Source organism: Glutamicibacter sp. NPDC087661 (genome assembly GCF_044743275.1).
In the GTDB taxonomy this organism is placed as follows: domain Bacteria; phylum Actinomycetota; class Actinomycetes; order Actinomycetales; family Micrococcaceae; genus Glutamicibacter.
The window spans coordinates 733,904-756,999 of record NZ_JBIUWE010000001.1 but is presented as its reverse complement, the minus strand read 5'-3'; the positions used below and the strand labels follow the sequence as shown (position 1 = coordinate 756,999).

Below are 23,096 nucleotides of genomic sequence, written 5' to 3'. Positions count from 1 at the left end.
CATGATGTGCAAGGCGCCTATTGACTGCTACGGAAGGGTACTGCCTAGGCTTCGATGCTGAATCGCAGGACCAGAGCGAGGCCGATAATCACGGCACCCCAGATCAGACCAAGAATAATGGTGATGCGGTTCAGGTTGCGCTCGGCTACACCCGAAGATCCCATTGAGCTGGTCATGCCGCCGCCGAACATGTCGGACATACCGCCACCACGGCCCTTGTGCAAAAGGATCAGCAGGGTCAGCAGGACGCTTGTAATGCCCAGCAATACCTGCAAAATGATCTTGATAATATCCAAGTCGACGGTTCCTTAGTTAGATTCAGTCGGTGACGAGATGATGCTCGAACCTGACAATATTAGCAAATTCCTCGGCATCCAGGCTGGCACCGCCAACCAACACGCCATCAACATCGCGTTCGCGCATGATCGATGCGGCATTTGCTGCCTTAACACTACCGCCATAGAGCAGTTGAGTCTTCTCGGCAATCTCTGCACCGAAGCGTTCAGCCAGCGCACCGCGAATTGCGGCGCACATTTCCTGCGCGTCAGCTGGTCCGGCAACTTCGCCCGTACCGATGGCCCAGACTGGTTCGTAGGCGATGACCAGGCTTGCGGCCTGCTCAGCGGTTACGCCTTCCAGCGACTGAGCCAACTGGTCCAGGGTGAATGCCACATGCTCGCCGGCCTTGCGTACTTCCAGGCCTTCGCCGACGCAGAGCATCGGGGTCAGGTCGTGGCGGTAGGCAGCAGCCAGCTTGGCGGCAATCACCTGGTTGGTTTCATTGTGGTACTCGCGACGCTCGGAGTGGCCTACCAAAACGTAGGTGCAGCCGAGCTTCTTGAGGAACTGGCCCGAAATTTCACCAGTGTACGCACCTGAGTCCTGTGCGGACAGATCCTGGGCACCGTAAACGATATCCAGTTTGTCGCCCAGGGTCAGTGTCTGCACGCCGCGGATGTCGGTGAAGGGAGGGAACACTGCGACCTCGGCACGATCGTAATCGTGTTCATGGTCCTTCAGGGTCCACGCCAGCTTCTGCACCAGGGTGATGCCCTGGACGTGGTCCATGTTCATCTTCCAGTTGCCGGCAATCAGCGGCTGGCGCACAAAGGCGCCGTTCTGCGAAATGGTCATTATTAGCCTTCCAATGCGGCAACACCCGGCAGGGTCTTGCCTTCGAGGTACTCCAGCGAAGCGCCGCCACCGGTGGAGATATGGCCGAAGTCATCCTCCGAGAAGCCCAGTGCGCGCACGGCTGCAGCGGAATCGCCGCCGCCTACGACGCTGAACGCTTCCGAGTCCGCCAGAGCCTGCGCGACGGTACGGGTACCTTCGGCGAAAGCAGGGATCTCGAAGACGCCCATCGGGCCATTCCAGAACACGGTATTTGCGCTGGTGATGTAGCTTGCGAACAGTTCAGCGGACTTTGGTCCGATGTCCAGGCCAAGGCCGTTGGAGCCGAAGCTGGCTTCTTCGATCATGTCTGCGGCCAGCACCTCGTGCTCTGCGTCGGCACCGAACTTGCTTGCCACTACGACGTCGCTAGGCACGATGATGTCGCAGCCGAGCTTCTCGGCCCGCTGCAGGTATTCCTGGCAGGTCGCGATCTGGTCTTCTTCAAGCAGCGAGCTGCCAATGGCGAAGCCCTGCGCCTTGAGGAAAGTGAAGGCCATGCCGCCACCGATCAGCAGCTGATCGGCCTTGCCCAGTAGGTTGTCGATGACAGCGAGCTTGTCCGATACCTTGGACCCTCCGAGCACCACAACGTATGGGCGCTTCGGGGCCTCGGTCAGGGTCTTGAGGACCTTGACCTCGGTAGCAACCAGGTCGCCCTGGTAGCTAGGGAGCAGACTGGCGATGTCGTAGACCGAAGCGTGCTTCCGGTGCACAGCACCGAAAGCGTCGTTCACGTAAGCGCCGTTCTGACCGGTCAGCGCAGCCAATTCCTTGGCGAACTCTTCGCGCTGCGCATCATCCTTGGAGGTTTCGCGAGCATCGAAGCGGACGTTCTCCAGAACCAGCACGGAGCCCTCTTCGAGGTTTGCCGCCAACTGGCGAGCGGAGTCGCCCACCACGTCTTCGGCAACAGCTACGTCGAAGTCAGCCAGTTCGTCCAGGCGGTTAGCCGCAGGAGCGATGGAGTACTTGGCATCGACCTGGCCCTTGGGGCGTCCCAAGTGGGCCATTACGATGACCTTTGCGCCAGCTTCAGCCAGCTTGCCGATGACTGGCAGCGACGCGCGGACGCGGCCATCATCGGTCACAGTTGCACCGTCGAGCGGTACGTTCAGGTCACTGCGGACCAGAACGTACCGTCCGCGGACGCCGTTGTCAGCGATCAATTCGTCAATGGTGTGAGAAGACATGTCTCTAGGTTATCGACTAGAGGCTGGATCCCACGAATTCAACGAGGTCAACAAGTCGCGAGGAGTAGCCCCACTCGTTGTCGTACCACGCGACGACCTTCACGCTGTTGCCCATCACGGTGGTCAGACCGGAGTCGAAAACTGCCGAGTGGGGGTTGGTCACGATGTCCGAAGAAACCAGTGGATCGGTGGAGTACTCAAGGTATCCGCTCAATGCACCCTCGGCACCTGCCTTCTCGAATGCTGCGTTGATTTCTTCCACAGTTGCGGTGCGGGCCAGGTTCACGGTCAGGTCGGTGGCCGAACCGGTTGGAACTGGTACGCGCATAGCGTAACCGTGCAGCTTGCCCTTCAGCTCTGGGAGCACCACGCCGATGGCCTTTGCGGCACCGGTCGAGGTCGGGATGACGTTCAGCGCCGCGGCGCGGGCACGGCGTGGGTCGCTGTGCGGTGCATCCTGCAGGCGCTGGTCTGCGGTGTAAGCGTGGATGGTGGTCATCAGGCCATCAACAATGCCGAACTCTTCGTTCAGCACCTTGGCTACTGGAGCCAGGCAGTTGGTGGTGCATGACGCGTTCGAAATGATGGCGTGGTTTGCAGGATCGTACTTGTCCTGGTTGACGCCCATCACGATGGTGATGTCTTCATTCTTGGCAGGAGCCGAGATGATGACCTTCTTTGCGCCAGCAGCTACGTGCTTCTTGGCGTCTTCTGCGTTGGTGAAGAATCCGGTCGATTCAATGACGACATCGACGTTCAATTCGCCCCATGGAAGGTTGGCTGGCTCACGCTCAGACAGAACCTTGATACGGCGTTCTCCGACGACGATGGTATCGCCGTCCACGGATACCGGCTCGCCCACTGGGCCGAGCACGGAATCGAACTTCACCAGGTGAGCAAGCGAATCGATTGAACCAAGGTCATTGACGGCGACGATTTCAATGTCTGCCTTATGGGCCAGAACTGCACGCAGGAAGTTGCGTCCGATACGACCGAAACCATTGATTCCAACACGGGTTGTCACGTGACTATCTCCTCTAAATGGGATGATGATGCCACGACCGCACGCGAGCGGAGGTGGCCTTCTTTAAGAGGACACTCCGTTGTGCCGTGCTTGCGGATCCCAACGAATTGCCGGGATCCGCAACACACTTGAAACATACTACGCTACATTAGCGCAGAATGTGAGCTAACTTACCAGATAAGTCTTACTTACCTGGAAGGATCAGCGCTGCTGCGCCGTTGCGGGCAGCTTCGAAACGAGCCTGGACATCTGCCCAGTTCACGATGTTCCAGAATGCCTTGACGTAGTCAGCCTTGACGTTGACGTAGTCCAGGTAGAAGGCGTGCTCCCACATGTCCAGCATCAGCAGCGGGGTGGTTGCCACTGGGATGTTGCCCTGCTGGTCGTACAGCTGCTCGATGACCAGCTGGCCGCCCAGTGCGTCGTAAGCCAGCACTGCCCAGCCCGAGCCCTGCAGGCTCATGGCCGAAGCGGTGAAGTGGCCACGGAAAGCGTCGAACGAACCGAAGAAGTCGTCGATGGCCGCTGCCAGCTCGCCCTCAGGCTTGTCGCCACCCTCTGGGGACAGGTTGTTCCAGAAGATCGAGTGGTTGGTGTGGCCACCCAGGTGGAACGCCAGGTCCTTGGACAGCTTAGGGATATTGCCGAATTCGCCCTTTTCGCGAGCTTCAGCCAACTGCTCCAGTGCCGAGTTTGCGCCAGCAACGTAAGTTGCATGGTGCTTGGAGTGGTGCAGTTCCATGATGCGAGCCGAGATGTTCGGCTCCAGTGCGGCGTAGTCGTACTGCAGTTCTGGCAGTGAATAAACAGCCATGATTCTCCTCAATCTTCTCAATTGGTTGAATCTCCGCGGGAGGGCTCCCGCGGGGACATTTTAATGTTCCAGTTCATCTCCTGGAACGCTGGACTCCGTACCTGGTATTCCCAGATCGCTCGCCTTTTTATCCGCCATAGCCAAAAGGCGGCGGATTCGGCCAGCGATGGCGTCCTTGGTCATTGGCGGTTCGGCCATGCGGCCGAGCTCATCCAAGGAGGCTTGCTTGTGCTCAAGGCGCAGCAGTCCCGCATAGCGCAAGTGCTCGGGAACCTCGTCGCCCAAGATGCCCAGTGCACGCTCAACGCGGGCACCGGCAGCTACCGCTGCCTGGGCACTGCGCCGCAGGTTGGCGTCGTCGAAGTTCGCCAAGCGGTTCGCCGTCGCGCGAACTTCCTTGCGCATGCGCCGTTCTTCCCAGACCATGAGCGCATCGTGAGCGCCCATGCGGGTCAGCAGTTGGGCGATGGCATCGCCATCACGGATCACAACGCGGTCCACACCGCGCACTTCACGCGCCTTGACCGTCAGTCCCAGGCGGCGAGCTGCACCGACCAGCGCCAAAGCGGCTTCTGGCCCAGGGCAGGTGATTTCCAAAGCGGAGCTGCGTCCGGGTTCGGTCAACGATCCGTGGGACAGGAATGCGCCGCGCCATACAGCTTCAGCGTCGGCGGTGGAACCGTTGACGATCACCGAGGGCAGGCCGCGTACCGGCCGGCCGCGCTGGTCAAGCAGGCCAGTTTGGCGTGCAAGCACTTCGCCGTCCTTGGAAACACGCACAATGTAGCGGCTCCCCTTGCGGATGCCCGATCCGGAAACCATGACGATTTCGGCATCGTGGCCGTACAGCTCGCCGATAGCAATCTTCAACCGCCGGGCCGTCGCCGCGAGGTCCACTTCTGCTTCGATGACAATTCGTCCGGAGACGATGTGCAGCCCGCCGCTGAAGCGGAGCATGGTCGAAACCTCGGCCTTGCGGACCGATGGCTTGCGAATCTCTACCCGCGACAGCTCGTCTTTGACGGAAGCCGTCAATGCCATGAATCAAACTCCCTTACTTGGATCTTCCTAAGACCCGATCGCGGTAAACACCTCGTGATAGGCCGCCGCTAGTCGCAACGGGTCGTGCACAGCACGACCGTCAGATACTCCTACTGTACTAAAAAAGACACGCGCACCGAGTTTTTGCGCTGCCAGCTCAAATCGATCCCTGTTAAGAATCTTTGATTCGTCGGCAATAATTGCATCGAATTTGACCTCGGGTGCGTAACGTCCCAGCACCTCCAAGTGCGCCGCGGCGTCCATCCCGGAAGTCTCTGCCGTATCAAAGGCCAGGTTCATGGTCAGCAGCTTCTTGGCCGTGGTCGATGCCAGGGCCTGGCGCATATCCGGCAGCAGCAGATGCGGGAGCACCGAGGTGTACCAGGAACCGGGACCGAGAATCACCCAGTCCGCCAGATCGATGGATTCCAGCGCTTCGGAGCAGGCCGGCGCATCGGACGGTTCCAGGTACACGTGGGTAACCAGGCCGCCGGAACCGGCGCGAGCCAGCTTGGCCTGCCCATCGATTCGGCGACGCACCAAGGTGTCGTTCACCGGGTCGGATTCAAGAACCTCGCCATGGATGGACAGCGGAACCGTGCTCATTGGCAGGACCTGCCCGCGCGCGCCAAGCAGGGCACCTGCCCAACGCAGGCCAGCTACCGGGTTATCGAGCAACTCCCACAGCGCCAGGATCAGCAAATTGCCAACGGCATGGCCGTTCAATGGCTCGTCGGCGTTTTCGGTCGATTCAAAACGGTACTGCATGACATCGCGCCAGGTACGGCCCCAGTCATTGTCGTCGCACAGCGCAGCCAGCGCCATGCGCAAGTCTCCCGGGGGCAGCACATCGAAGGATCCCCGAAGCCGCCCGGAACTGCCGCCGTCATCGGCCACCGTTACTACGGCGGTGAGGTCGGTAGTCAGACGGCGCAGGGCAGAGAGCGACGAGGACAGCCCGTGTCCCCCGCCCAAGGCCACCACCGATGGGTTGCGGTAATCATCACTTCGAGTCAGTCCCTGGATCGGGATCGGACCTGTAGCAAAGGCCATGGCGGCTACTCACGCCCCAGATCACGGTGGCTGATATTCACCCTGACGTTCGGGAACTGCGCCAGGCGCCGGCCCAGCTCAATGGTGGTTGCTACCGAGCGGTGCTTGCCGCCGGTGCAGCCCACGGCAATAGTCGCGTAGTGCTTATTCTCGCGGCGGTAACCTTCAAAGACCGGTTCCAATGCCTTGAGGTAGTTCTCGATGAACTCGCTCGTGCCTTCCTGGCTCAGCACATAGTCCGACACTTCCTTGTCCTTGCCTGTCTGCGGGCGCAGTTCAGGTACCCAATGGGGGTTGGGGATGAAACGGACATCTGCCACGTAGTTGGCATCAGCGGGCAGGCCGTACTTGAACCCGAAGCTCATCACGTTGATGCGCAGGATGATCGGCCCGGATTCGCTGAACAGTTCGTTGACTGCACGTGCCAGGTCGTGCACCGACATGGTCGTGGAATCCAAGATGATTTCGGCAGCTTCACGCAATTGATCGGTGATCCCGCGTTCGCGCTTGATGCCGTCGACAATGCGGCCGTCATCCTGCAGCGGATGCGGCCGGCGACCCTGCTCGAAGCGGCGGATCAGCACCTCGTCGCTGGCGTCGAGGTAGACCAGGCGGAACTTCACCCCGCTGGCTGTCAGGTTCGCCAAGGCATCGCGGATTTCCGGGAACATTTCCTTGGAGCGCACGTCCATCACGACGGCCATCTTCGGGATGGAGCCCTGCGAACGGCTCATCATCTCCGTCAAGGGTCCAAGCATGGCCGGTGGAAGGTTCTCCACTACGTACCAGCCCTGGTCTTCCAGAGCATGCGCGACTGTGGTGCGACCGGCACCTGACATGCCGGTTACGATCACGAGTTCGGACTCAGGGGGTTTTACTGCTTCATACTCAGCGGTCATATCACAAGGCTAGTCGACAATTTCGCCTGTAGTCATATTCACACCGGTTAATGAAGCGTCTTCTAGGGACTCTTTGATGGAAGTCGCAAGTTTTTCACCGACTCCTGGCACGTCCATCAGCTCCTCGATGCTCGCCGCACGGATCTTCTTCATCGACCCGAAGTGCTTGCGCAGGGCAGCCTGCTTGGACTTGCCCAGCCCCGGGATCGCGTCCAAATCCGAGGCGATCATGGATTTAGCACGCTTGGCGCGGTGGAAGTTGATCGCAAAACGGTGCGCCTCGTCGCGAAGCCGCTGCACCAAATACAGGGCAGCTGAGGCACGCGGCAGGATCACCGGGAACGGATCGTCGGGCAGCCACAGTTCTTCCAAGCGCTTAGCCAGGCCGACCACAGGAATGTCATCGATTCCCAGGTCGTCCATGGCCTTCTGCGCCGCGGCCACCTGGGGCGGTCCGCCGTCAACGATCACCAGAGATGGCGGGTAGGAGAATCGCTTCTTTTCCTGCTCACAGGTTTCTTCATCCATTTCCCCGGTTGCAAAGCTCTTGGGGTCGATCTTCTCCTTCAGATAGCGGCTGAAGCGACGGTAGATCACGTCGTACATGCTGGCGGTATCATCGCGTGCTGCATCACCGGTGATGGAGAACTTTCGATATTCGCTCTTCTTGGGCAATCCATCTTCAAAGACCACCATGGAAGCAACCACGTTGGTGCCTTGGGTATGCGACGCGTCATAGCATTCGATGCGCAGCAGTGCTTGTTCGGCTCCCAGTGCATCCTGCAGTTCCTGCATCGCCAGCGAACGCGTGGTGATATCACCTGCTCGCTTCGACTTGTGCAGGCGCAGCGCTTGCTCCGCGTTCTCCACGACCGTGGATGCCAGTGCCGCCTTGTCGCCGCGTTGGGCGACGCGCAAGGAGACCTTGGAACCACGCAGCTCAGTGAGCCAGGTCGTGACATCCTCAATGTCTTCGGGCAGAGTCGGAACCAGGATTTCCTTGGGAATCCGGTCCGCGTGATCAGCGTAGACCTGGGTGAGAAGCTGCTCGACGAATTCAGCGCCGGTGGTATCCGCAACCGTTTCGACGACCCAGCCTCGTTGCGAACGGATACGGCCGTCGCGGACATGGAATACCTGCACGGCAGCTTCCAATTCATCGCCATGAATACCGAAGATATCAGCTTCGGTACGGTCATCAAGGACCACGGCATTGCGTTCAAAAACTCTGTTCAGTGCGGCAATGTCATCGCGATAGCGGGCGGCCTTCTCGTATTCGAGTTCGGCCACCGCCTCTTGCATCTTGGCGCTCAGGGCCTTGGTGAACTTAGTCGCCTCACCGCTCATGAAGGTGCATAGGTCATCAGCCAGTTGCCGATGGTCTTCTTCGCTGATGCGCCCCACGCAAGGTGCCGAGCATTTGTCGATGTACCCCAACAGGCAAGGACGACCCGATGCTTCGGCACGCTTGAACACGCCCGGCGCACAGCTGCGCACAGGAAAGACCCGCAACAGCGTATCGAGGGTTTCCCGGATGGCCTTGGCCGGATAGAACGGCCCGAAATACTTCACGCCCTTGCGCTTGTCCCCGCGCATCACCAGGGCGCGCGGGTACTTTTCGTTCAAGGTGACAGCAAGATACGGGTAGGTCTTGTCATCACGGAAAACAATGTTGAACCGGGGATTGTATTCCTTGATCCAGGAGTACTCCAGCTGCAGCGCTTCCAATTCGGAACCCACCACGGTCCACTCCACGCTGCCGGCGGTGAATACCATGGCCCGGGTTTTGGGCGTGAGCCGGTCAGGATTGGCGAAGTAGGAGGTCAAGCGGTTGCGCAGGACCTTGGCCTTGCCAACGTAGATGACACGGCCGTGTTCATCGCGGAAACGGTACACGCCCGGTTTCGTGGGAATGTCCGAAGTTCTCGGACGGTAACTTGCCGGATCAGCCATGGTCTATTTCGCGTCCGGTGGCAGCTGGTTGTAGGAATCGACGCGTTCCTGGCCGGAAAGCTCGGCAATCGCATCAACGATCCGGTCCGTGGCCTGGCGGCGCTGCGGCAACGGGTGCTTGCGTCCGAGCTGGTCGAAGTACAGCGGCTCGCCATAGTGGATATGGAATTTGGCAGGACGGAAACCCTTTGAACCAGCAGGCTGCAGCTTCTCCGTGCCGATCAAGCCCACCGGTACCACTGGTACACCGGTGGTCAGCGCCAGCCAGCCCACGCCGGTGCGTCCGCGGTACAACTTGCCATCGCGCGAGCGAGTGCCCTCGGGGTAGATGCCGATGCCCTTGCCGCCTTCGACGATTTCCACCAGGGAATCGAGGGCGGCAACCGAAGCGGCCTGTTCGCCACGCTGCACCGGAATGGATCCCACGGATTCGAAGAAGGTCTTCATCACCTTGCCCTTCAGTCCCGGGGTGGTGAAGTATTCCGCCTTGGCGAAGAACGCCACGTCGCGCGGGGTCAACGCCTGAATGATCAACGAGTCGAAGAAAGACAGGTGGTTGGAGGCGACAATGAAGCCGCCTTCCTTGGGAACGTTCTCAAGCCCGGTCACTTCCGCACGGCATACACCGTGGATGACGCCCCGAATCGACGAACGGGTCATGGTGTAGATGCTCATCTACTTTGCACCTTCCTGCATGAGGTCATCGTCGAGGTTCAGCGTGTTTGCCAGCTGTGCTCCGAGCAGGAGCTCAGCAAGGTCCCGGGTTGTCGCCACAGTTGCGCCTGCCTGCTGCAGTTCATCGTCCTGGGCAAAGCCCCACGCGACGCCGACCGAAGCCACCGAATTCTCGCGGGCGGCATCCCAATCGTAGTAGCGGTCACCCACAACGACGCTGCTCGCCGGGTCCAGCTGCCCGTGCTCCAAAGCCTCAGCGACAATGTGCGTCTTGCTCGAACCCATGCTCCCGTGCTCATCCGCGTTGCCGTGAATCGCATCGAGATGCTCATCCAGCCCCTTGCGTGCAATGAGCTGGCGCGCAATGTTGATGGGCTTGGCCGTGGTCACTGCGACGTAGATCCCGGCCGATCGCAACGCGTCCAGGAGCGCCACAATGCCCGGGTAGATCACGGATTCTGCCATGCCCACCTCGGCATAGCGGGCGCGGTAGGCCGCGATGATGGAGTCGATGTTCTCGTCGGTGACGCCGTCAAGCGTACGCAGCCCGATTTGGAGGGGCGGGCCTACCAGCGCTTCAACTCGTGCTTCGCCCGGATCGGCCAAACCATGGGAGGTGACCGCGTGGCGGATACCCGAAGTTATGGCACCGGCAGGGTCCACGAGGGTCCCATCCAGATCGAAGAGCACACTTGTTACCGACATATTCACCTAGCCATCTTCCCATGAAGCGGACGCGGGTTAGCAATCCATAACTGAAATCGCATATGTCGAACATTCTCCGCCAGGCATTACAGGATCTCGGAGAGGAACTTCCCGGTGTGCGATTCACTCACCTTGGCCACCTTTTCCGGGGTGCCAGCAGCCAGGATCGTGCCGCCGCCTGAGCCGCCTTCCGGGCCGAGGTCGATGACCCAGTCAGCCGACTTGATGACATCCAGGTTGTGCTCGATGGTCAACACGGTGTTGCCCTTGTCGACCAATCCCTGCAGCACCTTGAGCAGCTTGCGGATATCTTCGAAGTGCAGACCGGTGGTCGGCTCGTCCAGGACGTAGATGGAGCGGCCATTGGAACGCTTCTGCAGTTCCGCAGCCAGCTTCACGCGCTGGGCCTCGCCACCGGAGAGGGTGGTTGCCGGCTGACCCAGGCGCACGTAGCCCAAACCCACGTCCACCAGCGTGCGCAGGTGGCGGGCGATCGGGGTGAAGGCACTGAAGAACTCGGCGCCTTCGGCAATCGGCATATCCAGCACATCGGCAATGTTCTTGCCCTTGTACAGCACCTGCAGGGTTTCGCGGTTGTAGCGGGCGCCCTGGCAGACCTCGCAGGGCACGTAGACGTCCGGCAGGAAGTTCATCTCGATCTTCAGCGTGCCGTCACCCGAGCAGGATTCGCAGCGTCCGCCCTTGACGTTGAAGGAGAAACGGCCCGGCTGGTAGCCGCGCAGCTTCGCCTCGTTGGTTTCCGCAAACAGCTTGCGGATGTGGTCGAACACGCCGGTGTAGGTCGCAGGGTTCGAACGCGGGGTCCGGCCGATGGGCGACTGGTCAACGTGGACCACCTTGTCCAGGTGTTCCAGGCCCTGCACGCGGGTGTGGCGGCCGGGCACCTGCTTGGCGCCGTTGAGCTTGTTGGCCAGCACCTTGTACAGGATGTCGTTGACCAGGGTGGACTTGCCCGAGCCGGACACGCCGGTCACCGCGGTCAGCACGCCCAGCGGGAACTCCACCGACACGTTCTGCAGGTTGTTCTCGTTGGCACCGACCACCTTGAGCTTGCGCTCCTTGTCGATCTTGCGCCGCTTGGACGGGATGTCGATCTGCTTGCGGCCCGAAAGGTAGTCTCCGGTCAGCGACTTGGTGTTCTGCTTCAGGCCCTCCAGGGATCCGGAGTGCACCACTTCGCCGCCGTGCTCGCCGGCGCCCGGGCCGATGTCCACGATCCAGTCGGCTTCGGCAATGGTGTCTTCGTCGTGCTCCACCACGATCAGGGTGTTGCCCAGCGATCGCAGGTGCAGCAGGGTGTCGATCAGGCGGCGGTTATCGCGCTGGTGCAGGCCGATGGACGGCTCGTCCAGAACGTAGAGCACGCCGACCAGGCCCGAACCAATCTGCGTAGCCAGGCGAATGCGCTGCGCCTCGCCGCCGGACAGGGTGCCAGCAGCGCGTTCCAGGGTCAGGTACTCCAGCCCGACGTCCAGCAGGAACTTCATGCGCGCGTCGATTTCCTTGAGCACCTGCGCGGCGATCTGCGCCTCGCGTGCGGTGAGCACGATCGTGGAGAGGAATTCCGCGGCGCTGCGCAGGTCCATGGCGGCAACTTCAGCGATGGAACGCCCGCCCACCAAGACCGAGAGCGACGCCGGGTTCAGGCGCGCGCCGCCGCAGGTAGGGCACGGGATCTGGCGCATGTACTGCTCGTAGCGGTCGCGGGCGTGATCCGATTCGGTTTCCTGGTGCTTGCGGTGCACGTAGGAGATGACGCCCTCGAAGCCGGTGGAGTACTTGCGCTCGCGGCCGAAGCGGTTCTTGTACTGCACGACCACCTTGTGGTCCTTGCCATTCAGGATCGCTTCGCGGGCGGCAGCCGGCAGCTCCTGCCACTGGGTATCCATGGTGAAGCCCAGCTCATGGCCCAGGCCTTCGATCAAGCGGTTCCAGTATTCGGTGGTTGCCTTGCCTAGCGACCATGGGGCGATCGCGCCCTCGGCCAGGGTGACCTCGCCGTCCGGAACGATCAGGTGCTCATCGACCTCCAGCTTGGTGCCGATGCCGGAACAGGCCGAACAAGCACCGAACGGGTTGTTGAAGGAGAAAGTGCGCGGCTCGATCTCATCGATGGCCAGCGGATGCTCATTGGGGCAGGCCAGGTTCTCGGAGAACGCGCGCACGCGCTGGGGATCATCCTCGTCCAGGTCCACGAAGTCGGCCAGCACGCGTCCTTCGGCGATGCCCAGGGCCGTTTCGATGGAGTCAGTCAAGCGCTGGCGGGCATCTTCCTTGATGGCCAGGCGGTCGACGACCACCTCAATGGTGTGCTTGACCTGCTTGGCCAGCTTCGGCGGATCGTTCAGCTGGATGGTGGTGCCGTCAACGCGGGCACGGGCGAAGCCCTTGGAAGAGAGCTCCGCGAACAGGTCGACGAATTCGCCCTTGCGCGAACGCACTACCGGGGCGAGGATCTGGAAGCGGGTTTTCTCCGGTAGCTCCATCAGCTGGTCGACGATCTGCTGCGGAGTCTGCTTGGAGATCGGTTCGTGGCAGATCGGGCAATGCGGACGGCCCACGCGTGCCCACAGCAGGCGCATGTAGTCGTACACTTCGGTAATCGTGCCCACGGTGGAACGCGGGTTGCGGCTGGTCGACTTCTGGTCTATGGACACCGCTGGCGACAGTCCCTCGATGAAATCCACATCGGGCTTGTCCACCTGGCCGAGGAACATGCGGGCGTAGGCAGAGAGCGATTCGACGTAGCGGCGCTGGCCTTCGGCAAAGATGGTGTCGAAGGCCAAGGAGGACTTGCCCGAGCCGGACAGGCCGGTAAAGACAATCATTGCGTCACGCGGGAGATCAATGTCCACGTTTTTCAGGTTATGCTCGCGTGCACCCTTGACGACCAGGCGAGTCAGATCAGTTCTTTTACTCTGCGATGAAATAGCCACGAGGCAATACTAATCGAAAACTACTTCGAATACGTGTACGAATGGACGCAACTCACAGTTAATTCTCCAAACCCCTGATCCGGCGCACGGCGAGCGCTATGCGTGCCCGGCCACCCACCCGGAATGTCGACCGGTGAGCCAGCGTCCCCATGAATCCAGATCGGACCACGACCTCCCTATGGAGGTACCGGTTGCCCTTGGATTCCCGCTTGTGCCTGTCACGTGTGCGTCCCATCCCCAAGTTCGCAGCTATCTCGTAGATGCCAATGAGCGGCGAGCGCATGCTCTGTGTTGCACGAGCGGGAAAACGGATAAAATTCGACGTTCGGTTCACGCCGCCAACCAGGGGCACCGCAACCGCTGATCCGCAATGCAACAACATAGCGAACCTGGCCAAATGTTCCGCGCAATGGCATCGTCCGCGGTGCATGTCATCCGACAGCAATTGTTTTCTGTGCAAGCATTCGACATCATGAGGCAGCGCCACACCGTTCCGTTTCGCGCCCCCCTCACCGGTCACTACACGGACGGGGCATACGGAACGGCCGGTGTTCCTGTAAATCCATGAAACTTCTGCGATGCGAGTCAGCACGTGGCGCGATCCTATTTGTGACCGGCTTTCGGGACACTTTGAGAAAAGTGAGCACTAAGCAACACTGAACGAACCTACAACGTGAATCTGCTCGACCGATAGTAGCGTTGCAATACTTATGGATGCAGGGTTACTCGCACAGCCCGAACAACCTGCAGTCACCAATCATCTACGTCAACAGGAAATCAACATGCAAACTACCGAAGCCGCGCAACGCTGGGCGACAACATGGGCCAACGCTTGGCCACTCAAGGACGTGAATGCAATTGTCCAGTTGCAAGCTGATGACGGCGACCACTGGGCCTCGATGTTCAGACGATTACGTGGGCCTAACGGGCTGCGCACTTATCTAGAGGAATGCTTCGCGGAGGAAACCCAACCGGCAGAAACATGGTTCAGCGAACCAATCGTCAACGGAAGTTCAGCTTCCGTCGAGTACTGGGTCGTGATGTTCATCAAGGACCAGCCAATGACCGTCTCGGGATGCACTGTGCTTTCATTCGACGATTCAGGCTTAGTAACAACAGCGCGAGACTACTCACACGTCAAAGACGGGCACCACTTGCGACCTGAGCTTCCATTCAGCGCCTGACATCACACTCTGTCCCGTTCAAGGTTCCGTTCACGGGCGGCACAGCACTAAGGAGCAAAGACATGAGGCGTTGTCAGCTTTGAACACTCACACCAGCCGTCGATACGTTAGCTGAACCTCTTGAGCTTCCACTGCCGTCCGTGATTACTCGGCATGCAGAGATAAGACCGTCGAAAAATGGAGCTTTCACGAACCACCAGCGGTTCCGAGCTGAGGACAAAAGACGCTACATCGTCAATCGTTTCTTCCGCGAATTCAATGACCTCGTCCAACCCTTCAGGAATCGTTTGGTATCCGATATATCGCTCATCGTAGACGAGTTCCGGTGACTCGCTTCCCAACACTAGAGTGAAGACGCCAAGTCTAGGGCCCTGAAGATCTAAGTGGATAGAGTGTTTACGATCGTAGGCTCGACCACTGATATCCTCCGGTAAGGTCATGATGACCTCCTCAACCCGAGCCCTCAGCAGGGCGAGGTAATTCAGAACCTTTGGGTCATCTCTCATGGATCGAACACTATATCCCTCTCGTTTGAAATGCGTTCAAGTGTCTGAGCAATACAGGAACGATCGCATCCGTTCCCGGAGGAGGTCCCGGAACGGTCGGTTCAGAGTGCGCGATCTCGGCATGCCCCAGGGCCGAGAGGACAAATAGAAGCGCTTATTCTTGGGGATACTCTCCCTCAACATCCGAAGCTCCGATAGGTTTGTGGCATGAATAACCTTTCGATTCGCAAAGCCACCCTTGATGATGTTCAGGCTATCCGGTCTATCGGGATTCTTACATGGCCAGCAACATACCTTGGTTTCACGAGCCCGGATTTCGTCATGGATAATCTCAATACCTGGTGGTCACACGACTCTGTCAGTGCTTCAATCACCGATGATACGACGTACGTTGCTCTGCAGAATGGCGAAGCCGTTGGAACTCTAACGGTCGGGCAGTTTGAGGGCGAACCTGTCATATGGAAAATTTATGTGTTGCCGGAATCCCATGGCCACGGCATCGGCACCGAACTAATGAACACAGCACTTGATGCCTTCGGCCGCACTCAAGATCTGAGGATCGAGTTCGTGAGAGGCAACCCGTCGGCCCAGGCATTCTATGAACGGCGTGGCTTCAGATTCGATTTCGAAGAAAAAATGGCGGAGGGGCTGGCTACAGTCTGGCTTCGACGACCAGCTGGCCGGGTCACCTGAGGACTAGCAACGTTCCCACAGAGGGTTCGACTTAACGAACACTGAGCTGTTGTGCAGACAGCCTGTGAATTCGAGATCGATAGCGGGTATTCGCTGTCACGAAGTCACCGAGAGCGGGAGATCAGAGTTCGTCGAAGTAGGGCTCCTCTGATCCGGGAAGCAGCGGATGCGACGCAATGCTGAAACTCTCGTCCCAATCATCCGGCCTGTGGGGCCACGCCTCGACCAGCCATTTTGGCGGATTGGTCGAGTATCCAACAGTGACCCTTTTAGCTTGCAGGTCCCAGAACGACGAGCCCGGGTCAAACCGGCGAACCCCTTCTAAATACAGGTATTGAAAGGGGCGGACCTTTGACGCCAGCACTATCCCCTTGAGAGACCCAATAATGGTAAAACTCACGACCTCGGGCCAAGCGCCAGCAGGTGCAACGACCTCTATGCTCCCCGATTGATTGATTTCGATCTGGTCCAGCTGGGTCAGCCTGTCCCAGGCCCTAGGGTCTGCGGCACCCTTCACGCGTTTCAATAGGACCTTGCGCACTGTTTCCGCCATGTGCCTGAGCAGATCGAGAGTTCCGCCTTCGATCTCCATATCTTGCAGGTGAGGGGAAGCAATGAGTTGCTCGGTGGCCCCTTGCGCGTACGGCATGAGCAATCGGGTCAAGGCCATGACTCCATTTCCCGAACCGCCATAGGGCAGTATGCCGTCGCATTGATGAATGATTAGTGATGAGAGCAACGGCAGGTTCTCAATCCCCGTCAAGTCAAGGTTGCCATCATCATCCAAGTCGATTGAAACAGCTTGGACATCCGGCGCTATGGCACCGACCTCGTCCGCGAACAATCCAGTTTCGGGTAGTTGGCGGATGTTGGCGAAACGAAGCCGTGCATAGGAATCCTGGGACATCCGGACTTTTTCCACTTTGTTGTTCCAAATCAGCCCCGAAGCCGATTCATGTCTAACCGACATGCCTGCCCTTCCTGTTTCATTCGGATTTTCCGCAGCTTCGGCACAACTATTACTAGTCGCCCGTTACCTTGCTGGCAGCTAATCAACCCCGGGAAATATTGGAGCTGCCAACAGCCAAACATACCTCTGTGCCATTTCGCATTCATCAGGTTCCACCTGCGGCTGGTTCCCGGATTCACTTCCAGAGGCGCCTTGGGTCTACCTTGGCAGGGAACTAAATGCCGCGCGCAAGTACTTCACCGCGGTCGCTTCGTCGACCGACCACAGTTGGGCGATGCGGGCCAGATCGGCGGCCGCATCGCTGACTTCCTGCTCTGCACGATTCTCCGCGGCTTGGACCACGGTTCCATGGCGGCCGCGGGTGACCACTGCACCCTGCAGCTCAAGTTCCTTGTAGACCTTGGCGACGGTATTCACCGCGAGGTTCAAGGTGCCCGAGAGCGCACGAACCGACGGCAATTTGGTGCCCGGAGCTAGTTTGCCCTTGGCGATAGCTGAGAGGATCTGCTCGCGGACCTGCTGATACGGCGCCACGCCCGAGTTCGGCTCGATCTTGATGAATTCCAGTTCGGTCATCCTGCACTCCATCCTTTGGACTGTGTTTGGCATTTATCCGAGCCTATCGCGTCAGCCGGGATCTGCACCGTAGTCTGGTTGCATGAACGAACTATTGCTGAACGATGTGACCGTCCGTTGGGTCTCAGTATCCGACATGGCAAACAACGTGTACCTGGTAACTAATCGGAAGACCGGCGAACAGCTGCTGGTGGATGCGGCGGATGACATGCCGGCCATCGAGCGGCTCATCCAGGCGGCCAGTGAAGACGCGAGCGATCCGCGCCTTATCGGCATCGCCACGACGCATCAGCACTGGGACCACGTGCGCGCGTTGGCCGAAGCCGTGGAGAAGTACCCGGTGCCAACCTACGCCGGTGCAGACGATGTCGCCGGCATCGCTGAAGAATGCGGGGTCAAGATCGAGCATGCGCTGAACCACGGCGACCAGCTGAAGCTGGGCGATGTGATCATCGAGGCGATCCACCTGCGAGGGCATACACCGGGTTCGCTCGGCTATGCGCTGGTTGATTCCTCCGGCCAGCCGGTAGTGCTCAGCGGCGACAGCTTGTTCCCCGGAGGCGTGGGCAACACATGGAAGGACCCGCAGCGGTTCCTCTCTTTGCTCACCGACGTCACCGAACGCATCTTCGACCGCTTCCCGGACGAAACCAAGGTTCTGCCGGGGCACGGAGATTCGACGACACTGGGGACAGAACGCCCGAATTTGGAGCAGTGGCGCGAACGCGGGTGGTAGCCCTTTGACTGCATTGCCAGCGGCATCCGTGCCGCTGGCAGCAGCGTTTAATGGTGCGGGACCTCTTCCAGCTGATGCTTGCAGCCGGAACAGATCCGTATAATCACCACTTGTGAATTCACGGTCCTCCGCACCAATTTCCGTCTTCCCTTCGCGGACAGCCATCATCGTCGCGGTTCTCGCCGTGCTGGCGATGGCCTCCTATCCGTTGCGTGATGCCTTGTACCTGGGGATTTCAGGAACTGTTGCCCAGTCGGCGCTGCTCTCCGCAGCGGCTGTGTTCTTTTCCGAGATCTTGCTCTTGATGCTGATGGCCGGGGCCTGCACGCTCGCCGTCCTGTGCTGGTTCCGTAATCGAGTTGCGTTTTGGCGCCTGGTTTCAGGCGCGATTGGTGCGGTAGCGGCCTATGGCCTGAGCGAGCTGGCCAAGATCCTGGTCGCCGAGGAACGCCCCTGCCGCGCCCTGGATGCTCTCACCGCAGTGGCATGCCCGGAAGCAGGCGACTGGTCCTGGCCCTCCAACCATTCGGTCGTCGCCGCCGGCGTCGCCGCAGCCTGCACGCTGGCCCTTCCGAAGCTGGCCAAGTACGCGATACCGGCCGTCTTGCTCATTGCCCTGTCCCGCGTGGGCGTAGGCGCCCACTTCGTCCACGATGTCTTCTCCGGGGTGGCGTTGGGCATCCTGGTTGTCCTGGTCTGCGTCCGCGTGCTGCCCGGCATCGTGCAAAGGTGCCTGGCGGGAAGCAATCGCTGAGCCAGCTCACCCTCGAAGCGCTCTGACGATGCCGAGCCTGGAGCAAATCAGCCGAGCTTGTGCCCGATCATGAAAATCCTGCGGAACGGGAAGTTCGTCAGGACGGTACCGTCCTGCGAAGCAAATGACGGGTAGTGCGTGGAGACTTCGGCCCGGTAGTCGTTTTCGAACTCCCGATAGTCTTCGTCGCTGAGCGTGTGGCGAATGGGCAGCAGCGCCGTCCCGCGAACCCAGTTCAGGATCGGGTCCTCCCCCGCGAGCAGCTGATGGTAGGTGGTTTCCCAGACATTAGCCTGGAACCCCGCGTCCAGGAAGATCCGCTGGTATTCGCCGGGCTCGCCCACCACGTCGTCATGGCGCAGCACCCCTGCCAGCTGGCCGGACCACTTCGGGCTGTCGGCAACTGCGCGCATCACCGCATGCGACGGAGAGCCGAAATTGCCCGGGACCTGGATGGCCACGTTCGCTCCGGGCTTCAGGTGCTCCAGCCAACCGGCCAGCAACTCGCGGTGCCCCGGAAGCCATTGCAGCATCGCGTTGGAGAACAGCAGGTCCGTGTCGGAGTCAGGGGTCCACGCCGTGGCATCGGCCAGCGCGAAGCCCAGGTTTTCCTCGTGCTCGCTCTGCGTGGCCCTGGCGATCATCTCCGGTGAGGAATCAAGTCCGGTGACCTGCGCTTGCGGCCAGCGCTGGGCCAGCAGCCGGGTCATATTTCCCGGCCCGCACCCCAGATCGATGACCTTCGACGCGTCAACCGAGACCAGCTGCCCCAGCAAATCCAGGTACGGGCGGCCCCGGTAATCGGAGAATTCGGTGTATTTCGTCGGATCCCATTTCATATTCCCGAGCCTAAACGAGAGGCGCACGCAACAACTAGCCCCCAGTCACAGTTCTCAACCGATAGGCTAGGAACATCATGTTGCTCACCGATTATCTGCCAGCAGACGCCAAGAACGTATCCGACGACGAAATCTACGAGGCTTTCGGCCAATGGGTCGCGACCCGTGGCATCAACCTCTACCCCGCACAGGACGAAGCGTCGATGGCGCTGGCCGGCGGCAACAACGTCATCCTGGCCACGCCCACCGGCTCGGGCAAGTCCATGGTTGCCATCGCAGCCCACTTCTACGCCATGGCCCGCGACCAGATCAGCTTCTACACCGCGCCGATCAAGGCGCTGGTCTCCGAGAAGTTCTTCGACCTGTGCAAGATCTTCGGCGCAGAGAACGTCGGCATGGTCACCGGCGATTCCTCGGTGAACGCCGACGCCCCGATCATCTGCTGCACCGCTGAGATCCTGGCGAACATCGCCCTGCGCGAAGGCTCCAAGGCGGACGTGGGCTGCGTGATCATGGACGAGTTCCACTTCTACGCCGATCCGCAGCGCGGCTGGGCCTGGCAGGTGCCGCTGATCGAACTGCCGCAGGCGCAGTTCCTGCTGATGAGCGCCACCCTGGGCGATGTCACCCGCTTCGAGCAGGAACTCGAAGAGCGCACCGGCACCCCGACGGTGACCGTCGCGCACACCGAGCGCCCAATCCCGCTGCACTTCTACTACTCCATGGAGCCGGTGCAGGAGGCCGTGGAGGAACTGATCAAGACCAAGCAGGTGCCGATCTACATCGTGCACTTCTCGCAGCTCGATGCCATCGACCGCGCCACCGGGCTGATGAGCGTGAATGTGGCCACGCGCGAGGAGAAGGAAAAGATCTCCGAGATGATCGGCGGATTCCGCTTTGCCGCCGGGTTCGGCAAGACGCTGAACCGCCTGGTGCGCCACGGCATCGGCATCCACCACGCCGGCATGCTGCCCAAGTACCGCCGCCTGGTCGAGCAGCTGGCACAGGCCGGCCTGCTCAAGGTCATCTGCGGCACCGACACCCTGGGGGTGGGAATCAACGTGCCGATCCGCACCGTGGTGATCACCGCGCTGTCCAAGTTCGACGGCACCCGTACGCGCATCGTGAACGCCCGCGAATTCCACCAGATTGCCGGGCGCGCGGGCCGCGCAGGTTTCGATACCGCAGGCACCGTGCTGGTGCAGGCTCCGGAGCATGCGATCGAGAACCACAAGGCCATGGAAAAGGCGCTGAAGAAGCACGGCGAGGGCTCGTCCAAGCTCAAGCAGATCCCGAAGAAGAAGCCGCCGCAGAACTTCGTGACCTGGGGCGAGAAGACCTTCGAGAAGATCGTCGAGGCCGCCCCCGAGACGCTGAAGTCCTCATTCCAGGTCTCGCACTCGATGCTGCTGAACCTGCTGGAGCGCGAGGACAATTCGTTCGAGGCCGCCCAGCGCCTGCTCAGCGAAAACCACGAGACCCCGGCGTCCCAGCGCAAGCTGAAGCTGCGCGCCCTGGGAATCCTGCGCGAACTGATCGCCACCGAGGTGGTCGTGCGCCGCAATGAGCCAGACGAATACGGCAACTACTATGAGCTGACCGTGCACCTGCAGCAGAACTTCGCGCTGAACCAGCCGCTCTCGCCCTTCGCGCTGGCCGCCCTGGACCTGCTGGATCCGGATTCGGCCAGCTATGCGCTGGATGTCGTTTCGGTGATCGAGGCGACCTTGGAAAAGCCGCGCCAGGTGCTCTCCGGCCAGGAGAAGAAGGCCCGCGGCGAGGCCATCGCCGCGATGAAGGCCGAAGGCATGGACTACAACGACCGCATGAACGCACTGGATGAAATCACCTATGCGATGCCGCTGGCCGAGAAGCTGGAGAGCGCCTTCGAGCAGTACCGCTCCGGCGCGCCGTGGCTCTCGGACTTCGAACTGGCGCCGAAGTCGATCGTGCGCGACATGTACGAACGCGCCATGGGCTTCTCCGATTTCGTCCAGTACTACCAGCTGGCCCGCTCCGAGGGCGTGCTGCTGCGCTACCTCACCGATGCCTACAAGGCCCTGCGACAGACCGTTCCCCAGGACGCGCTGCGCGAGGACCTCGAAGACCTGATCGAATGGCTCGGCGAGATGATCCGCCAGATCGACTCCTCGCTGCTGGACGAATGGGAAGAGCTCTCCCGCGGCGAGCTGAGCGAGGCAACCGAAACCGCACCGCCTCCGGCACCGGAAAAGCTGACCAGCAATGTGCGCGCCTTCCGCGTAATGGTCCGCAACGAGATGTTCCGCCGCGTGAAGCTGTTCGCCGATGAGCAGGACAAGGCCCTGGGCGAGCTCGACGGGCATAGCGGCTTCGACGCGGACACCTGGGCCGATGCCATGGACGGCTACTTCGACGAGCACGAGGACATCGACGACGGTCCCGCCGGACGCGGCTCGAAGCTGTTCATCATCAAGGACATGCCCCAGCGCACCTGGGAGGTGCGCCAGATCTTCGCCGACCCATCCGAGCACCACGACTGGGGCATCACCGCCACCATCTCGCTGGATGACTCGGACGAGGCCGGCGAACCTGTGGTCAAGGTGACTTCGGTGGGCCGCCTGGACTCCTGATGCCCGCCATCAGCTACGCCATCTTGCGGCGCGCCGACGAAGTCCTGCTTCAACTGAGGTCGGGAACCGGCTACATGGACGGGTTCTGGAGCACGGCGGCCGCCGGGCACGTTGAGCCCGGCGAGGCTGCCGTTGCCGCCGCCGTTCGCGAAGCCCGTGAGGAACTGGGCATCCGGATCGCGGCAGACCAGCTCCAGCCGCTGTGCACGGTGCACCGCTACCTGCAAGCGGGCAGCGGCGCCCAATCCCCTGTGGATTTCTTCTTCCTGGCGCGCCAGTGGGACGGTACTCCGCGCCTCATGGAACCGGAGAAAGCCTGCGAGCTTCGCTGGTTCCCGCTCGATGCCCTGCCGCAGAACCTCGTTGCGCAGGAACAGCTGGTACTTTCCCGGCTGGATTCCGGCTTGCCGCCAATTATCTGCATGGGATCCGGCACGGCGCTGGACCAGCCCCGGCATCTGGGCTAGTCGCGCACTCGATGCCCGAGGCATCTTCCCGGAGTCCGGTGGCAATGCCGCGGACAGTGCCGTAGGGTATGGCCATGAACGGGTACAAGCTTCGCCTGCTCGGGGCAGTCCTCCTGCTGCTGGTCCTGGTCGGGCTGCTCAGCGGCTGGTCCGAGCTCTTTGCTTCCGGCGCGTGGCTGGCGACCTTGGTCCAGCTCGGTTCGCTGGTCCTGGGCCTGGCCCTGGTCTACCGCGGGGAAAATGCCACGCCGGCCCGGTTCAGTTAGCCCCTG

The 23,096-nt window shown here is 60.6% G+C and carries 22 protein-coding genes; 7 read left to right on the top strand and 15 right to left on the bottom strand.

What is annotated here, in order from left to right; all coding sequences use genetic code 11:
• Positions 1 to 44: 44 nt before the first annotated feature.
• From secG to uvrA, 12 genes are all read right to left on the bottom strand, one after another.
• Positions 45 to 296, bottom strand: a complete 252-nt coding sequence (gene secG, locus ACIOTN_RS03585) for a preprotein translocase subunit SecG (protein ID WP_105656662.1) — start codon at positions 294 to 296, stop codon at positions 45 to 47.
• Positions 297 to 318: 22 nt separating this feature from the next.
• The gene (gene tpiA, locus ACIOTN_RS03580) at positions 319 to 1,134 is read right to left on the bottom strand and encodes a triose-phosphate isomerase (protein ID WP_105656663.1); all 816 of its coding nucleotides are present in this window, start codon (positions 1,132 to 1,134) and stop codon (positions 319 to 321) included.
• 2 nt (positions 1,135 to 1,136) lie between these two features.
• Positions 1,137 to 2,366, bottom strand: coding sequence for a phosphoglycerate kinase (locus ACIOTN_RS03575; RefSeq protein WP_133834207.1), 1,230 nt, complete (start codon positions 2,364 to 2,366; stop codon positions 1,137 to 1,139).
• A 16-nt stretch (positions 2,367 to 2,382) separates the two neighbouring features.
• Positions 2,383 to 3,390: a type I glyceraldehyde-3-phosphate dehydrogenase gene (gene gap / locus ACIOTN_RS03570; protein WP_402734788.1), complete on the bottom strand. Its 1,008-nt coding sequence runs from the start codon at positions 3,388 to 3,390 to the stop codon at positions 2,383 to 2,385.
• Between the two features lie 184 nt (positions 3,391 to 3,574).
• Positions 3,575 to 4,204, bottom strand: a complete 630-nt coding sequence (locus ACIOTN_RS03565) for a superoxide dismutase (protein ID WP_105656666.1) — start codon at positions 4,202 to 4,204, stop codon at positions 3,575 to 3,577.
• Positions 4,205 to 4,264: 60 nt separating this feature from the next.
• Positions 4,265 to 5,245, bottom strand: coding sequence for a DNA-binding protein WhiA (whiA, locus tag ACIOTN_RS03560; protein WP_105656667.1), 981 nt, complete (start codon positions 5,243 to 5,245; stop codon positions 4,265 to 4,267).
• Positions 5,246 to 5,272: 27 nt separating this feature from the next.
• Positions 5,273 to 6,298, bottom strand: a complete 1,026-nt coding sequence (gene yvcK, locus ACIOTN_RS03555; protein ID WP_105656668.1) for a uridine diphosphate-N-acetylglucosamine-binding protein YvcK — start codon at positions 6,296 to 6,298, stop codon at positions 5,273 to 5,275.
• A gap of 5 nt (positions 6,299 to 6,303) precedes the next feature.
• Complete coding sequence (rapZ, locus tag ACIOTN_RS03550) at positions 6,304 to 7,197, bottom strand: RNase adapter RapZ (RefSeq protein ID WP_105656669.1); 894 nt, start codon at positions 7,195 to 7,197, stop codon at positions 6,304 to 6,306.
• A 9-nt stretch (positions 7,198 to 7,206) separates the two neighbouring features.
• Positions 7,207 to 9,150, bottom strand: coding sequence for an excinuclease ABC subunit UvrC (gene uvrC, locus ACIOTN_RS03545; protein WP_402734787.1), 1,944 nt, complete (start codon positions 9,148 to 9,150; stop codon positions 7,207 to 7,209).
• Positions 9,151 to 9,153: 3 nt separating this feature from the next.
• Positions 9,154 to 9,825 (bottom strand): 1-acyl-sn-glycerol-3-phosphate acyltransferase, encoded by a 672-nt coding sequence (locus ACIOTN_RS03540; protein ID WP_105656671.1) that lies wholly within the window; start codon positions 9,823 to 9,825, stop codon positions 9,154 to 9,156.
• A complete protein-coding gene (locus tag ACIOTN_RS03535; protein WP_286134095.1) occupies positions 9,826 to 10,530 on the bottom strand; it encodes an HAD hydrolase-like protein in 705 nt (234 codons plus the stop codon).
• An 86-nt stretch (positions 10,531 to 10,616) separates the two neighbouring features.
• Positions 10,617 to 13,487: an excinuclease ABC subunit UvrA gene (uvrA, locus tag ACIOTN_RS03530; RefSeq protein WP_286134096.1), complete on the bottom strand. Its 2,871-nt coding sequence runs from the start codon at positions 13,485 to 13,487 to the stop codon at positions 10,617 to 10,619.
• Between the two features lie 782 nt (positions 13,488 to 14,269).
• Here uvrA and ACIOTN_RS03525 point away from each other — a divergent pair.
• On the top strand, positions 14,270 to 14,671 hold the full coding sequence (locus tag ACIOTN_RS03525) for a nuclear transport factor 2 family protein (protein ID WP_181148795.1): 402 nt from the start codon (positions 14,270 to 14,272) through the stop codon (positions 14,669 to 14,671).
• 713 nt (positions 14,672 to 15,384) lie between these two features.
• Positions 15,385 to 15,870 carry a GNAT family N-acetyltransferase gene (locus tag ACIOTN_RS03520; protein WP_105656676.1) on the top strand — a complete coding sequence of 162 codons (486 nt, stop codon included), beginning with the start codon at positions 15,385 to 15,387 and terminating at the stop codon, positions 15,868 to 15,870.
• A 121-nt stretch (positions 15,871 to 15,991) separates the two neighbouring features.
• On the opposite strand, the gene ACIOTN_RS03515 is transcribed toward ACIOTN_RS03520, so the two are convergent.
• Both ACIOTN_RS03515 and ACIOTN_RS03510 read right to left on the bottom strand, forming a co-directional pair.
• Positions 15,992 to 16,840: a hypothetical protein gene (locus tag ACIOTN_RS03515; protein WP_402734786.1), complete on the bottom strand. Its 849-nt coding sequence runs from the start codon at positions 16,838 to 16,840 to the stop codon at positions 15,992 to 15,994.
• A 198-nt stretch (positions 16,841 to 17,038) separates the two neighbouring features.
• Positions 17,039 to 17,416: a GntR family transcriptional regulator gene (locus tag ACIOTN_RS03510; protein WP_105656678.1), complete on the bottom strand. Its 378-nt coding sequence runs from the start codon at positions 17,414 to 17,416 to the stop codon at positions 17,039 to 17,041.
• An 82-nt stretch (positions 17,417 to 17,498) separates the two neighbouring features.
• On the opposite strand from ACIOTN_RS03510, the gene ACIOTN_RS03505 reads away from it, so the two are divergent.
• Both ACIOTN_RS03505 and ACIOTN_RS03500 read left to right on the top strand, forming a co-directional pair.
• Positions 17,499 to 18,152, top strand: coding sequence for an MBL fold metallo-hydrolase (locus ACIOTN_RS03505; protein ID WP_105656679.1), 654 nt, complete (start codon positions 17,499 to 17,501; stop codon positions 18,150 to 18,152).
• A gap of 112 nt (positions 18,153 to 18,264) precedes the next feature.
• On the top strand, positions 18,265 to 18,906 hold the full coding sequence (locus tag ACIOTN_RS03500) for a phosphatase PAP2 family protein (protein ID WP_219844113.1): 642 nt from the start codon (positions 18,265 to 18,267) through the stop codon (positions 18,904 to 18,906).
• Between the two features lie 47 nt (positions 18,907 to 18,953).
• Here the strand turns inward: ACIOTN_RS03500 and ACIOTN_RS03495 are convergent, their stop codons facing one another.
• The gene (locus ACIOTN_RS03495; RefSeq protein WP_105656680.1) at positions 18,954 to 19,745 is read right to left on the bottom strand and encodes a trans-aconitate 2-methyltransferase; all 792 of its coding nucleotides are present in this window, start codon (positions 19,743 to 19,745) and stop codon (positions 18,954 to 18,956) included.
• Positions 19,746 to 19,822: 77 nt separating this feature from the next.
• Between ACIOTN_RS03495 and ACIOTN_RS03490 the strand changes: the two genes are divergently transcribed.
• The 3 genes from ACIOTN_RS03490 to ACIOTN_RS03480 all read left to right on the top strand — a co-directional run bounded on the left by ACIOTN_RS03490 (position 19,823) and on the right by ACIOTN_RS03480 (position 23,090).
• Complete coding sequence (locus tag ACIOTN_RS03490) at positions 19,823 to 22,357, top strand: DEAD/DEAH box helicase (protein WP_402696038.1); 2,535 nt, start codon at positions 19,823 to 19,825, stop codon at positions 22,355 to 22,357.
• Positions 22,357 to 22,824, top strand: coding sequence for an NUDIX domain-containing protein (locus tag ACIOTN_RS03485; RefSeq protein WP_332486769.1), 468 nt, complete (start codon positions 22,357 to 22,359; stop codon positions 22,822 to 22,824). The genes ACIOTN_RS03490 and ACIOTN_RS03485 overlap by 1 nt, the downstream gene beginning before the upstream one ends.
• A gap of 74 nt (positions 22,825 to 22,898) precedes the next feature.
• Positions 22,899 to 23,090, top strand: a complete 192-nt coding sequence (locus tag ACIOTN_RS03480; RefSeq protein ID WP_332486767.1) for a hypothetical protein — start codon at positions 22,899 to 22,901, stop codon at positions 23,088 to 23,090.
• Positions 23,091 to 23,096 lie beyond the last annotated feature (6 nt).